General features: G+C 63.0%; 12 protein-coding genes. 6 read left to right on the top strand and 6 right to left on the bottom strand.

Annotated features, from left to right (window positions below):
• The 3 genes from ET21_RS0106190 to thiS all read right to left on the bottom strand — a co-directional run bounded on the left by ET21_RS0106190 (position 1) and on the right by thiS (position 2552).
• Entirely contained in the window at positions 1–636 is a 636-nt protein-coding gene (locus tag ET21_RS0106190; RefSeq protein WP_030538975.1) for a CoA transferase subunit B, read from the bottom strand.
• Entirely contained in the window at positions 636–1346 is a 711-nt protein-coding gene (locus tag ET21_RS0106185; RefSeq protein WP_030538974.1) for a CoA transferase subunit A, read from the bottom strand. Before ET21_RS0106185 ends, ET21_RS0106190 begins: the two co-directional genes overlap by 1 nt.
• A 204-nt stretch (positions 1347–1550) precedes the next feature.
• Positions 1551–2552: a sulfur carrier protein ThiS gene (thiS, locus tag ET21_RS0106180; RefSeq protein WP_081856614.1), complete on the bottom strand. Its 1002-nt coding sequence runs from the start codon at positions 2550–2552 to the stop codon at positions 1551–1553.
• A 123-nt stretch (positions 2553–2675) separates the two neighbouring features.
• On the opposite strand from thiS, the gene aroQ reads away from it, so the two are divergent.
• From aroQ to polA, 6 genes are all read left to right on the top strand, one after another.
• The gene (gene aroQ, locus ET21_RS0106175; protein WP_021237768.1) at positions 2676–3116 is read left to right on the top strand and encodes a type II 3-dehydroquinate dehydratase; all 441 of its coding nucleotides are present in this window, start codon (positions 2676–2678) and stop codon (positions 3114–3116) included.
• Positions 3117–3199: 83 nt separating this feature from the next.
• Positions 3200–3685 carry an acetyl-CoA carboxylase biotin carboxyl carrier protein gene (gene accB, locus ET21_RS0106170; RefSeq protein WP_030538972.1) on the top strand — a complete coding sequence of 162 codons (486 nt, stop codon included), beginning with the start codon at positions 3200–3202 and terminating at the stop codon, positions 3683–3685.
• Positions 3686–3698: 13 nt separating this feature from the next.
• The gene (gene accC / locus ET21_RS0106165) at positions 3699–5051 is read left to right on the top strand and encodes an acetyl-CoA carboxylase biotin carboxylase subunit (protein WP_030538971.1); all 1353 of its coding nucleotides are present in this window, start codon (positions 3699–3701) and stop codon (positions 5049–5051) included.
• Positions 5048–5422, top strand: a complete 375-nt coding sequence (arsC, locus tag ET21_RS0106160; RefSeq protein WP_030538970.1) for an arsenate reductase (glutaredoxin) — start codon at positions 5048–5050, stop codon at positions 5420–5422. Before accC ends, arsC begins: the two co-directional genes overlap by 4 nt.
• Positions 5423–5691: 269 nt before the next feature.
• Positions 5692–6882, top strand: coding sequence for a hypothetical protein (locus ET21_RS0106155; protein WP_030538969.1), 1191 nt, complete (start codon positions 5692–5694; stop codon positions 6880–6882).
• Positions 6883–6970: 88 nt separating this feature from the next.
• Entirely contained in the window at positions 6971–9757 is a 2787-nt protein-coding gene (polA, locus tag ET21_RS0106150) for a DNA polymerase I (RefSeq protein ID WP_030538968.1), read from the top strand.
• Positions 9758–10234: 477 nt separating this feature from the next.
• Here polA and ET21_RS0106145 read toward each other — a convergent pair whose 3' ends face one another.
• The 3 genes from ET21_RS0106145 to ET21_RS0106135 form a co-directional block, all read right to left on the bottom strand.
• A complete protein-coding gene (locus ET21_RS0106145; protein ID WP_030538967.1) occupies positions 10235–11692 on the bottom strand; it encodes a mannose-1-phosphate guanylyltransferase/mannose-6-phosphate isomerase in 1458 nt (485 codons plus the stop codon).
• A gap of 128 nt (positions 11693–11820) precedes the next feature.
• Positions 11821–12105, bottom strand: coding sequence for a zf-TFIIB domain-containing protein (locus tag ET21_RS0106140; RefSeq protein WP_030538966.1), 285 nt, complete (start codon positions 12103–12105; stop codon positions 11821–11823).
• Positions 12106–12107: 2 nt separating this feature from the next.
• On the bottom strand, positions 12108–12818 hold the full coding sequence (locus ET21_RS0106135) for a Bax inhibitor-1/YccA family protein (RefSeq protein WP_021239897.1): 711 nt from the start codon (positions 12816–12818) through the stop codon (positions 12108–12110).
• Between the last annotated feature and the right edge of the window lie 452 nt (positions 12819–13270).

Genomic DNA, 13270 nt, shown 5'->3' with positions numbered 1-13270 from the left:
TCAGCTCAGATAATGAGCCGTTGTCTTAGCGGCGACTTCCTCCGCCGTCACGCCCGGCGCGAGTTCGATCAGCTTGAACGGGCTGTCATGGTCCGGCCGCTGGAACACGCACAGGTCGGTGACGATCATGTCCACCACATTCTTGCCGGTCAGCGGCAGGGTGCAGGCGGGGATGAATTTGGGGCTGCCGTCCTTGGACGTATGCTCCATGACGACGATGATCTTCTTGACGCCCGCGACCAGGTCCATCGCGCCGCCCATCCCCTTGATCATCTTGCCGGGGATCATCCAGTTGGCGATGTCGCCATTTTCCGCCACTTCCATCGCGCCCAGCACGGTCAGATCGATATGCCCGCCCCGGATCATGGCGAAGCTGTCGGCGCTGGAAAAATAGGCGGAGTTGGGCAGTTCGCTGATCGTCTGCTTGCCCGCGTTGATCAGGTCGGCATCCTCCTCCCCCTCATAGGGAAAGGGGCCGATGCCCAGCATGCCGTTTTCCGATTGCAGCGTCACTTCGACCCCCGCCGGAATATGGTTCGCCACCAGCGTCGGAATGCCGATGCCCAGATTCACGTAGAAGCCGTCTTTCAGCTCCTTCGCCGCGCGCGCGGCCATCTCGTCTCTGGTCCAGGGCATCAGGCGGTCTCCCTCTGGCGAACGGTGCGGAATTCGATCTTCTTCTCGTACGGCGCGCCGACGATCATGCGCTTCACATAGATGCCGGGCAGGTGGATCGCGTCGGGGTCCAGGCTACCGGCGGGCACCACCTCCTCCACCTCGGCGACGCAGATCTTCGCCGCCGTCGCCATCGGCGCGTTGAAGTTGCGCGCCGTCTTGCGGAAGATCAGGTTGCCGCTCTCGTCGGCCTTCCACCCCTTGATGATCGCAAGGTCGGCGAAGATGCCGCGTTCCAATATATATTCCTGTCCGTCGAAGACCTTGACTTCCTTCCCCTCGGCCACCGCCGTGCCGACGCCCGTCTTGGTGTAGAAGCCCGGAATGCCCGCCCCGCCTGCGCGGCAGCGTTCCGCCAGCGTCCCCTGGGGGCAGAATTCCACCTCCAGCTCGCCCGCCAGATATTGCCGCTCGAACTCCTTGTTCTCGCCGACATAGGAGGAGATCATCTTCTTCACCTGCCGCGTGCGCAGCAGCTTGCCCAGCCCCTCGCCGTCGATCCCGGCATTGTTGGAAGCGATGGTAAGGTCCTTCACGCCCGAATCACGGATCGCGTCGATCAACCGCTCAGGAATTCCGCAAAGTCCAAAACCGCCCGCGCATAATTGCATGCCGTCGAAGAGAAGGCCCTCCAACGCAGACGCAGCATCGGGGTAGAGCTTCTTGACCATCGCTTTTCCTCCTCCTGAACCGGCTTTGCCCATAGGGCGAAGCGGCCGGAGGGTCAATTTGCTGCGATGGCGAAAGTGCGGGGATATGCAGATGCCGGAGGCGGATCGCACATTTGGAACGCCCCGCTCAGCTTCATCGCCATCCTGAACTCGTTTCAGGATCCATGGTGCATCCATCCACGGCTGCGCGAAACTGCCGGTTGCTCAGATCAACCCCGCCAGCGGACTCGACGGATCGGCATACATCCGCTTGCCCATCCGCCCCGCGCGATAGGCCATGCGCCCCGCTTCGACGCCAGCCTTCATCGCGGCGGCCATCAGCACCGGGTCCTTGGCCTCCGCGATCGCCGTGTTCATCAGCACGCCGGTGCAGCCCAGCTCCATCGCCTCGGCCGCTTCGGATGCCGTGCCCACGCCCGCGTCCACCAGCACCGGCAGCTTCGTGCCCTCCACGATCAGGCGGATCGTCACCCGGTTCTGGATGCCCAGTCCCGACCCGATCGGCGCGCCCAGCGGCATGATCGCCACCGCGCCCGCATCCTCCAGCCGCTTGGCCGCGATCGGATCGTCGACGCAATAGACCATCGGCTTGAAGCCTTCCCTGGCCAATATCTCCGTCGCGCGCAGCGTTTCCACCATGTCGGGATAGAGCGTCCGCGCCTCGCCCAGCACCTCCAGCTTGACGAGGTCCCATCCGCCCGCTTCCCGCGCCAGCCGCAGCGTGCGGATCGCCTCCTCGCCGGTATAGCAGCCCGCCGTGTTGGGAAGGTAAGTGATCTTCTTCGGATCGATATAGTCGGTCAGCATCGGCGCCTTTGGGTCGGACACATTGACCCGCCGCACCGCCACCGTGACGATCTCCGCCCCCGAAGCCGCGACCGCCGCCGCATTCTGCTCGAAATTCCGATATTTGCCCGTGCCAACGATCAGCCGCGACCGGAACGTCTTGCCCGCCACCGCCCAGCTATCGTCATCCACCGCCGAAGCGTCGCCGCCGCCGACGAAATGCACGATCTCCAGATCGTCGCCATCCTCGACGCAGACCTGGGCCAGGGTCGATCGCGGCACCACCTCCAGATTGCGCTCCACCGCCACCTTTTCGGGTACGAAGCCCAGTTCGCTCGCCAGTTCGGCCAGCGTCATGCCTGCACGCACGCGGCGATGCTCGCCATTGATGGTGATCGATAATGTGCCGTCGACGTGCAATGCTCTTGTCCTGTCTTCAATCGAAAGAACGTGTCTCGACTTGGCGCGACACGAAAGGCTAAGGATCAGCGCAGCATATAGGGGCCGCGACGCCCCTGCCGCAACATGCTTAGGGGAAATGCCATGGCCGACGCGCGGAAAATCTATGTGTTGAACGGCCCCAACCTCAACATGCTGGGCACGCGGGAACCGGAAATCTACGGCTATGACACGCTCGACGACATTGCAGAACGGATGGAGGATGCAGCGCAGCGCGCGCATGTGGAGATTGATTTCCGCCAGTCCAATCATGAAGGCCATCTGATCGACTGGCTTCAGGAAGCGCATGAGGAAGGCGCGCATGCCGTCATCCTCAATGCCGGCGGCCTCACCCACACCTCCATCGCCCTGCACGATGCGATCAAGGGCGTCACGGTGCCCGTCATCGAAGTGCACCTGTCCAACCCGCACAAGCGCGAACCCTTCCGCCACAAAAGCTATGTCGGCATGGCGGCGAAGGGAACCATCGCGGGCTTCGGCGCGATGTCCTACATGCTGGCGCTGGAAGCCGCGCTCGAATTGTGACTTGTCGTTCGAAAGTTGCGCTTCGCCCCAAATGCGCATAGGCGCGGGCATCATAAACGATATTCACCGTCCAGGGACTTCAAATGAACGACAAGGCTGAAAAGGGCGCAATGCAGGTCGACGTGCAGCTGGTGCGGGATCTCGCCGCGCTGCTCGACGACACCAACCTGACGGAGATCGAGGTGGAGGACGGCGATCGCAAGATCCGCGTCGCGCGCAAGGCGGGCGGCGGCAACGCCATCGCCTATGCGCCCGCCCCGGTCATGGCAGCCCCCGTGGCCGCTCCAGCACCTGCCGCCGCCGCTCCAGCCGAAGCCGCCGCGCCCGCCGCCGCCGCCAACGCCGTCCGTTCGCCGATCGTCGGCACCGCCTATCTGGCCGCCGAACCGGGCGCGGCTCCTTTCGCGCCGGTCGGTTCGACCGTGAAGGCGGGGGACACCGTGCTGATCGTCGAAGCGATGAAGGTCATGAACGCGATTCCCGCGCCCAATGCGGGCACGGTCAAGGCTGTCCTGGTCGAAAACGGCCAGCCGGTCGAATATGACCAGCCGCTGATCGTCATCGAATAAGGCCGCGCATCCCATGGCCATCGAAAAGCTGCTGATCGCCAACCGGGGCGAAATCGCCCTGCGCATCCACCGCGCCTGCCATGAAATGGGCATCAGGACGGTCGCGGTCCACTCCACCGCCGACGCCGACGCCATGCATGTGCGCCTTGCCGACGAAGCGATCTGCATCGGCCCCCCGGCGGCCAAGGACAGCTATCTCAACATCGCCGCGATTATTTCCGCCGCCGAAATCTCCGGCGCGGACGCGATCCATCCCGGCTATGGCTTCCTCTCCGAAAACGCGCAGTTCGCGGAGATTGTTGAGGCGCATGGGCTGGCCTTCGTCGGCCCCAAGCCCGAACATATCCGCATCATGGGCGACAAGGTGGAGGCGAAGCGCACCGCAGGCGCGCTCGGCCTGCCGCTGGTGCCGGGCTCCGACGGCGCGCTCGAAAGCGTCGAGGAGGCCAGGCAAGTCGCCGCGAAGATCGGCTACCCCGTCCTCATCAAGGCGGCGTCGGGCGGCGGCGGCCGCGGCATGAAGGTCGTGCCGTCCGAAGACCAGCTCGAAACGCTGATGCGCCAGGCCGGCAGCGAGGCGAAGGCGGCGTTCGGCGACGACACCGTCTATATGGAAAAATATCTGGGCAACCCCCGGCATATCGAATTCCAGGTTTTCGGCGACGGCAACGGCAACGCCATTCACCTTGGCGAGCGCGACTGCTCGCTCCAGCGCCGCCACCAGAAGGTGCTGGAGGAAGCGCCCTCCCCCGTCCTCTCCACCGCAGAGCGCGACCGGATGGGCGAAGTGGTGCGCAAGGCCATGGCCGACATGGGCTATCGCGGCGCGGGCACCATCGAATTCCTCTGGGAAAATGGCGAATTCTACTTCATCGAGATGAACACCCGCCTCCAGGTGGAACATCCGGTGACGGAAATGATCACCGGCGTCGATCTCGTCCGCGAGCAGATCCGCGTCGCCGAGGGCAAGCCCCTGTCGGTGGAGCAGCAGGACATCGAATTCCACGGCCACGCCATCGAATGCCGCATCAATGCAGAGGACCCGCGCACCTTCGCGCCCTCGCCCGGCACCGTCACCAGCTATCACGTGCCCGGCGGCATGCACGTCCGCGTCGATAGCGGCCTGTATCAAGGCTATAAGGTGCCGCCATATTATGACAGCATGATCGGCAAGCTGATCGTCTACGGCCGCACCCGCGAAGGCTGCATCATGCGGTTGAAGCGCGCGCTGGAGGAATATGTGATCGAAGGCATGAAGACCACGATCCCGCTCCACCAGAAGCTGCTCAAGGACCCCGATTTCCTCAACGGCGACTATACGATCAAGTGGCTGGAAGAGTGGTTGGCGAAGGACGATCAGGCATGAAGGCGACCATCTGGCACAACCCCCGCTGCTCCAAGTCCCGCGCCGCGCTCGCGATCCTGGAAGCCGCGCCGGGCGTTGAGGTCGAGGTGGTCGAATATCTCAAAACCCCGCCCACCCGCGCCGAAATCGAAGCGGTGCTGCGACAGGCGGGCGTCCGCGCGTCGGAAGCCGTCCGCAAGGGCGAGCCCGCCGTCAAGGACATCGGCCTCGACGTGACGGACGACAAGGCTGTCCTGGACGCGATGGCGGCGCATCCCATCCTGATCGAACGCGCCATCGTCATCACGGAAAAAGGCGCCGTGATCGCCCGGCCGCCGGAACGGGCGAGCGAAGTCCTTCAACGCGCAAGCAGAAAATTTTCTGACTTCTAAGCTCGGCGAAAACGGGTTTCAGCCCAGCAGCTTGACTCAGATGCGAGGCAAGATGCTTTAGATCCGTGTCCAATCAAAACATTGATTAACGGGGGAATTCTGTGCATATTCGTTGGCTGGCGGCCATTTCTGCCTTGGCGATGTTATCGAGCTGTGGAGGGGGAGGTGCCGACTCCGAGACACCAGCAGCGGGTCCCCAGCCCACGCCTTCGCCAGCACCTACTCCAACGCCAGCTGCGACAGTATTTGGCGCTGTAACAGCAGGCCCGATGCTGGCGCCGATCTCTTTTGATTTTGACAATGACGGCAGGGTCGACGCGATAACGACCACATCCGCCACCGGACTGTTCGGCCAGGACGTCGCAGTGCTACCGCCGTTCATTGGGTTCGGATCTGTCCCTTCATCACCCACCGGCAGAATGAGCGTTAGTCTTGGGGTCGATGCGGCAACCGGGATGATCATCGGAGACATGTCCGCTCCGCCTGGCGCATCGATCATTTCTCCTCTCACCACCGTAATAGACGCGCAGGGGAGCTCCAGCTCCGTGCGAACGGCGCTGGGCTTGGACTCCGGCGGCTATGCATTGAGAGCGGGAACTAATCTGCTCACTTTCAACCCAGTGCGTAACTGGCAGAGCAGCGACGCTGGCGTCGCGCAGGATGCTGGCCGTCTTACAACGATCAATCTGCAACTTTTAGCTCTTGCGGCTTATTTCACAGACACAAGCGACCCCGAGGACTATGCGATATCGCTAAGGAAGGTGTCGCGCCACATCAGTGCTGCAATGGTGACGAGCGGGTCTCTGGATTTTACCACTCCTGCCAGCATCGTAGCTTTGATGACAGCATCAGGGCAGGCATCTGTACTTGATCCGCCTGTTCCCACCGACTGGCGCGACGCTAAAGCCGATCTTATTGCGAAGTATATGACGGCGATGCCCCCCAGGATCAGGGACGAGGCGGACATCAGGGCTTGGGTATATACGTTTCGATTCTTTATCATGCCGGAACTGAACATTCTCGGTTATCGCTGGCCAAATCCGGCAGCGCCCAGGATCGCAGCGATTCAGCCCGCCGATATCACAGCGGTAGCGGAGTATTTTCGGTCAGCACCAGCACCAGTGGCCGGGCCGTTGATGGCGGCACCAGACTATCGTGAAATTACCGCTTCTTCATCAGCACCAAATTCATTGGTCCTTAGCGGCTGCGCCACGGCCGCCCCAACGCGGCTTCCGACCTGTAGCGATTGGCTACTTTTCCGAGGTAGCGAAAACACGGAGCTGACTGCTGCCGACGCCGTCGAGCCTGCCAAGCTGACAGCCAGCTTGATCGACGGAAATCTCCATCTCACGCGAGCAGGAACATTCCTTGGATTGACACGCGTTACTTACCAAACACGCAATTCAACGGGCGATATGGCTACCGGCATCATCTTCGTGCGGGTCCGCGCGCCGGACTGAACTGAGATTGCCGACCTGAGCGCGATGGCAAGCCTGTTTGCCAACGCCCACTGGAGCCCTCCGCCCTAACCCGCTATCCCCTCGCACCATGTCCCAGAATCATCTCTACCTGGTCGACGGCAGCGGCTATATCTTCCGCGCCTATCACCAGCTTCCGCCGCTCACCAATCGCCATGGCCAGCCCGTGGGCGCGGTCTATGGCTATACCACGATGCTGTGGAAGCTGGCCGACGAGCTGGGCAAGGCGGAAGGGCCGACGCACCTCGCAGTCGTGCTGGACAAGGGCAGCCACACGTTCCGCAATGAGATGTACGATGCCTACAAGGCGAACCGTCCGCCGCCGCCGGAGGACCTTGTCCCCCAATTCCCGATGATCCGCGACGCCACCCGCGCCTTCTCCCTCCCCTGCATCGAGGAAGCCGGGTTCGAGGCGGACGACATCATCGCCAGCTACACAAAGGCCGCCGTCGCGAAGGGCTGGCACGTCACCATCGTCAGTTCCGACAAGGATCTGATGCAGCTCATCCAGCCCGGCGTCGACATGTACGACACGATGAAGAATGAGCGGCGGGGCGCCGACTATGTCATGGCGAAGTTCGGCGTGCAGCCGCAGCAACTGGGCGACGTCCTCGCGCTGATGGGCGACAGCATCGACAATGTCCCCGGCATTCCCGGCATCGGCCCCAAGACCGCCGCGAAGCTCATCACCGAATATGGCAGCCTGGAAGCCGCGCTCGAAGCCGCCCCTTCGATGAAGAAGTCGAAGATGCAGGAAAATCTGATCGCCCATGCCGACATGGCCCGCCTGTCCCGCAAGCTGGTGGCACTGCACGACCGCATGGACCTGCCTGAACCGCTGGAGGAACTGACGCTCAAGGGCATTCCGGCCGAACCGCTCCAGAATTTCCTGGAGCATCACGGCTTCAAGTCGCTGCTGACCCGCCTCGGCGCGCCCGCCGCCGCCGTGGCGATCGCCACCGCCGCGGCCGCCGTCACCGAAGCCACCGCGCCCGCCGCCCCGGTGCTGGAAGAAGAACCGCCCATCGACCGCAGCCTCTACGAAACGGTGGTGACGGAAGACGCGCTCGACCGCTGGATCGCCGCCGCCCATGCGGAAGGCATCGTCGCCGTCGACACAGAAACCGACATGCTCGACTGCGTCTCCTGCGCGCTCGTCGGCGTCAGCCTGGCCGTCGGCCCCAGCGCCGCCTGCTACATCCCCGTCGGCCATGGCGGGAAGGATATGTTCGCCGAAAAGCCTGAGCAGCTTGCCCTCGACCTCGTCCTTGCGAAACTCAAGCCGCTGCTGGAGGACGACAGCGTCCTCAAGATCGGCCAGAACCTCAAATATGACCTCACGGTCATGCGCCGCCACGGGATCGAGATAGCGCCCTATGACGACACCATCGTCATGAGCTTCGACCTCGACGCAGGCCAGAGCCTGGCGGGCCACGGCATGGACGAGGCGGCGAAAACCCACCTCAACCATGTCTGCATCAGCTTCAAGGATGTGTGCGGCACCGGCAAGAACCAGATCAGCTTCGCCGAAGTCCCGCTCGACAAGGCGACCGAATATGCAGCCGAGGACGCGGACGTCACGCTGCGCCTGTGGAAGCTGTTCAAGAACCGCATCGCCAATGAAGGCGCGACCCGCGTCTATGAACTGGTCGATCGCCCGCTCGTCTCCGTCATTGCCAAGATGGAGCATGAAGGCATCAAGGTCGATCGCGAAGCCCTCTCCCGCCTCTCCGCCGAATTCACCGCCGAAATCGCCAAGCTGGAGGGCGAAATCCATGGCCTGGCTGGCCAGCCCTTCGCCATCGGCTCCACCCAGCAACTGGGCGCGATCCTGTTCGACAAGATGGGCTACAAGGGCGGCAAGAAAGGCAAGTCCGGCGCTTATTCCACCGATGTCACCATACTCGAACAGCTAAAGGCCCAGGGCGCGGAAATCGCCGGGAAAATCCTCGACTGGCGTCAGCTTTCGAAGCTCAAATCCACCTATACCGACGCGCTCCAGGCCCAGATCAACAGGGATTCAAGCCGCGTCCACACCAGCTACAGCCTGTCGGGCGCGCAGACCGGCCGCCTGTCCTCCACCGACCCCAATCTCCAGAACATCCCGATCCGCACCGAAGTCGGCCGCCAGATCCGCCATGCCTTCGTCGCGGAGCCCGGCAATGTCATCCTCGCGGCGGACTACAGCCAGATCGAACTGCGCCTCGCCGCCCACATCGCCGATGTGCCCGCCCTGCGCGAAGCCTTTCTGGCGGGTGAGGACATTCACGCCGCCACCGCCCAGCAATTGTTCGGGGAGGTCAATCGCGACACGCGCGGCCGCGCGAAAACGATCAACTTCGCGATCCTTTACGGCATTTCCCGCTGGGGCCTCGCCGGACGTCTGGAGATCAGCGCCGACGAAGCGCAGGACATGATCAGCCGCTATTATGAGCGCTTCCCCGGCATCAGCCTCTATATCACCGAAACGCTCGAAAAGGCCCGCGCGCGCGGCTACACCGAAACCCTGTTCGGCCGCAAAACATGGTTCCCGCGCATCAAGGCCCCTATCCAGCACGAACGGCAGGGCGCTGAACGCGCCGCGATCAACGCCCCGATCCAGGGCACCAGCGCCGACATCATCAAACGCGCCATGGCCCGCATGGGTCCCGCCCTCGCCGCGGAAGGGCTTCATAGCGTGAAGATGCTGCTCCAGGTCCATGACGAACTGGTCTTCGAACTGCCCGAAGGCGATGTGGAGCAAGCCAGCACCGTCATCCGCCGCGTCATGGAAACCGCCGCCGAACCCATCGTGAAGCTGAGCGTGCCCCTGGGCGTGGAGATCGGCCATGGCCCAAGCTGGGGCGCGGCGCATTGATTTGATTCGCGCAGAGCCCGCAGAGGGCGCTGAGAGGTTTGGAAGATATTGTTCACGCGGAGACGCGGAGAAGGTCACGGCCGGACCGATGCATGATCTTCCACAATGGCGCGCAGCGCAGGAAAAAATACCTTACCTCCTACGCGATGAAGGAAAGAAAAAGCGGCATATGCCGATACCCCCTCCGCGTCTCCGCGCCTCCGCGTGAAATAATTCTACTACGATCGCCGCGCGCACCCTCAGCGCCCTCTGCGGGCTCTGCGCGAACCAAAACCCCCGCTTCCGCACATTACGGCTACAAAGCGGAACCTGTCATCCGCACCAACATACGGGCCGCGTAGCAGTTTTCCACGCGGAGGCGCAGAGGCGCGGAGGATTCGCATGCCGCGCAAGCGGCCGTAAACTGGATCGAGTTTGGAGGAAGATGACGGCGGGGCCGCAAGGCGGCGATCTCCGCGCCTCCGCGTGAACCCAAATTCAATCCCGCGCGTAGCGGTCCTCATAACGGACGATGTCGTCCTCGCCCACATAGGACCCCGTCTGCACCTCGATGAACACCATCGGGATACGGCCCGGATTTTCGATCCGGTGCACCGCGCCAACCGGCACATAGACCGACTGGTTTTCCGACAGCAGTTGTACCTCTTCGCCCACGGTGACCTTGGCGGTTCCCTCCACGACGACCCAATGCTCGGACCGATGGAAATGGCTTTGCAGGCTCAAGGACGCGCCCGGCAGCACGGTGATGCGCTTGACCTGGAAGCGCGCGCCCACCACCAGGCTTTCATACCAGCCCCAGGGCCGGTGATCCTTGGGGAAAGCTTCCGCCTGGCGCGCACCCTTGCGTTGCAGCGCCTCGACGGCCAGCTTCACATCCTGCGTGCGCGCCTTGTCCGCGATCAGCACCGCATCGTTCATCGCCACCGCGACGATGTTGCTAAGGCCCAGGCCGACAATCTCCAGCCCTTCGCTTTCCGATCGCAGCAACGTGTCGCGGCAATCCAGCGCGGTCGCGCCGCCCGATAGCGCAACGCCATTCCCGTCCGGCTGCGAATGGCTCCACACCGCATCCCAGCCGCCAAGGTCGGACCATTCCGCATCGAAGGGCACGACCGACAGATTGTCCGCCCGCTCCATGATCGCATAGTCGATGGCGACGCTCTCCGCCTTGCCCCAGGGCTCCGCCGCCAGCCGCAGGAAGCCGAGGTCGCTTTCCGCCTGCTCCACCGCCGCGCGCACTGCCGACAGGATTGATGGCGCATGCTGTTCGAACGCTGCAATCAGGTCCTTCGCCGCGAAGAGGAAGATGCCCGCATTCCAGAGATAATCGCCGGTCGCCAGCATCTCTTCGGCGCGCGCCAGATCAGGCTTCTCGACAAAGCTCGCCAGCTTGATGGGCGCGCCCGATCCATCCGGCCTGCTCTGCGCCTGGAGATAGCCATAGCCTGTTTCGGGCCGCGTCGGGCTGATCCCGAAGGTGACGAGGTCGCCCGCCAGCGCCGCGTCCAGCCCCTTGCCCACGGCCTGATGAAATGCGGCCACATCCGGCACCACATGGTCGGACGGCGCAACCAGCATGACCGCGTCAGGATTGCGCGCGGCCAGATGCAGCGCCGCCGCCAATATGGCGGGCGCGGTGTTGCGCCCGTCCGGCTCGATCAGGATCGCTGCCGGATCGATATTCTCCTTCGCCAGCTGCTCCGCGACGATGAAACGGAACAGCGAGTTGGTGAGGATCAACGGCTGCCCGAAGGAGAAATTCTCCGCCGCGCCCGAGAGGCGGCGCGCGACCGACTGGAACAGCGTGGTATCGCCCAGCAACGGCACGAACTGTTTGGGATAGGATTTGCGCGACAGCGGCCAAAGCCGGGTGCCCGATCCTCCCGCCAGGATGACGGGCGTGATCTCGACCGAAGGAGCGTTGGTTCCCGGCATGAAAATCCTGTTCGCGAAATGAAGCCTGCCCGAGCGCTCTAAAGGATCGCCCGGACGAGACAAGGGGGCAGCTTTCCTCCCCATTCCACCAGTCGCGAAAAAAAGGCGGCGCCAGGGCCGCCCTTTCATTAATCGAACAATTCTTCCAGGAAGCTTTTCTTGCGCTTCTTCTGATAATAGCGGCCGTCATCGCGATAGTCGCGGTCGGGCCGGTAATGCGCCTGCTGCTGCGGCGGCGGAGCGGCGGCGGCGGACCCGGATCGCTCGATGATCTTGTCGAGTTCTCCCCGGTCCAGCCACACGCCGCGGCATTGCGGGCAATAATCGATCTCCACCCCCTGCCGGTCCGTCATGGAAAGTCCCACATGACAGACCGGGCAGAGCATGGCCGACACGGCTTCTGGCGTCCGCATCATTATTCCCTGTCACCCGTCAGGCTCAGCAGCATCTGGAACAGGTTCACGAAGTTCAGGTACAGCGACAGCGCGCCCATGACCTGCATCTTTTCCGCGATCTCATGGCCGGCATAGTAGAAATATTCCGACTTGATGCGCTGCACGTCCCAGGCGGTGAGGCCGGTGAAGACCACGACGCCGATGATGGAAATCACCATCTGCATGGCCGACGAGCCGATGAAGATGTTGATGAGGCTCGCGACCAGGATGCCGATCAGGCCCATGATCAGGAACGAACCCATCTTCGACAGGTCACGCCCCGTGGTATAGCCCCACAGCGCCATCGCCAGGAACATCACGGCCGCCGAGAAGAAGGCCTGCGCGATGCTCCCCCCGGTGAAGATCAGGAAGATGCTGGCCAGCGACACGCCCATCACGGCGGAAAAAGCCCAGAAGGCCATCCGCGCGCCTGCGGTCGTCATCTTTTCGATGCGGAAGCTGAAGAAAAAGACGAACGCCAGCGGCGCGAAGATCGCGACCCACTTGAGCGGCGTGCCGAAAATGGCGGCGGCCAGCACCGGCGTATTGCCGATGAAGGCGGCCACAAGGCCGGTGATGACCAGGCCGATCCCCATGTTGCGGAAGACGCCCAGCATGTGACTACGCAGCCCGGCGTCATATTGCGCCGCCTGCGTCGTCCCATAATTCGATGTACGAACGGGATTGTTCACGGCGTAGAAACTCCATCCTTCAAAACAAACGTCATGTGGATCGAGTGGCCCGGCGCGGTCTTCGTGAGGCTTGAGGGGGGAAAGCCCCACGAACCTGCACCGAGCGCACTCGATGCGGTCCGACATCGCAACTGGATCATCCAGCCGCCAGAGGGGCCCGGCCCGCACAGGCAATATTGGAAGTCGAACGCGCAAACGCAAGCCATCGGCACGCCAGCAACAATTTGTTACGAATCAGGAGGGGTTCGGAAGGGGTTCGCGCAGAGGCGCAGAGGACGCTGAGGGTTTGGAAGATTTTTGTTCACGCGGAGGCGCGGAGACGCGGAGGAGGTTGCGGCTGGATCGATACCTGCTCTTTCATGACAGCGCGCAGCGCAGGCAAAGAGTGGATTGTTGCCTTCGGGGGACTGTCAGGATTTCCGTGTGTGGCCGGGCATAATGGGCAACAAGGA

The organism is Sphingobium sp. DC-2, from assembly GCF_000722555.1.
Taxonomy (GTDB): domain Bacteria; phylum Pseudomonadota; class Alphaproteobacteria; order Sphingomonadales; family Sphingomonadaceae; genus Sphingobium; species Sphingobium quisquiliarum.
The sequence above is the reverse complement of the archived record's forward strand: the minus strand, read 5'-3'. Positions and strand labels throughout refer to the sequence as shown.

Excerpts from the sequence above, each read along its gene's own strand:
- accB (WP_030538972.1), top strand. The coding sequence starts at position 3,200 with ATGAACGACAAGGCTGAAAAGGGCGCAATGCAGGTCGACGTGCAGCTG.
- ET21_RS0106140 (WP_030538966.1), bottom strand. The coding sequence starts at position 12,105 with ATGCGGACGCCAGAAGCCGTGTCGGCCATGCTCTGCCCGGTCTGTCAT.
- polA (WP_030538968.1), top strand. The coding sequence starts at position 6,971 with ATGTCCCAGAATCATCTCTACCTGGTCGACGGCAGCGGCTATATCTTC.
- ET21_RS0106155 (WP_030538969.1), top strand. The coding sequence starts at position 5,692 with ATGCTGGCGCCGATCTCTTTTGATTTTGACAATGACGGCAGGGTCGAC.
- aroQ (WP_021237768.1), top strand. The coding sequence starts at position 2,676 with ATGGCCGACGCGCGGAAAATCTATGTGTTGAACGGCCCCAACCTCAAC.
- ET21_RS0106185 (WP_030538974.1), bottom strand. The coding sequence starts at position 1,346 with ATGGTCAAGAAGCTCTACCCCGATGCTGCGTCTGCGTTGGAGGGCCTT.
- accC (WP_030538971.1), top strand. The coding sequence starts at position 3,699 with ATGGCCATCGAAAAGCTGCTGATCGCCAACCGGGGCGAAATCGCCCTG.
- ET21_RS0106190 (WP_030538975.1), bottom strand. The coding sequence starts at position 636 with ATGCCCTGGACCAGAGACGAGATGGCCGCGCGCGCGGCGAAGGAGCTG.
- ET21_RS0106145 (WP_030538967.1), bottom strand. The coding sequence starts at position 11,692 with ATGCCGGGAACCAACGCTCCTTCGGTCGAGATCACGCCCGTCATCCTG.
- arsC (WP_030538970.1), top strand. The coding sequence starts at position 5,048 with ATGAAGGCGACCATCTGGCACAACCCCCGCTGCTCCAAGTCCCGCGCC.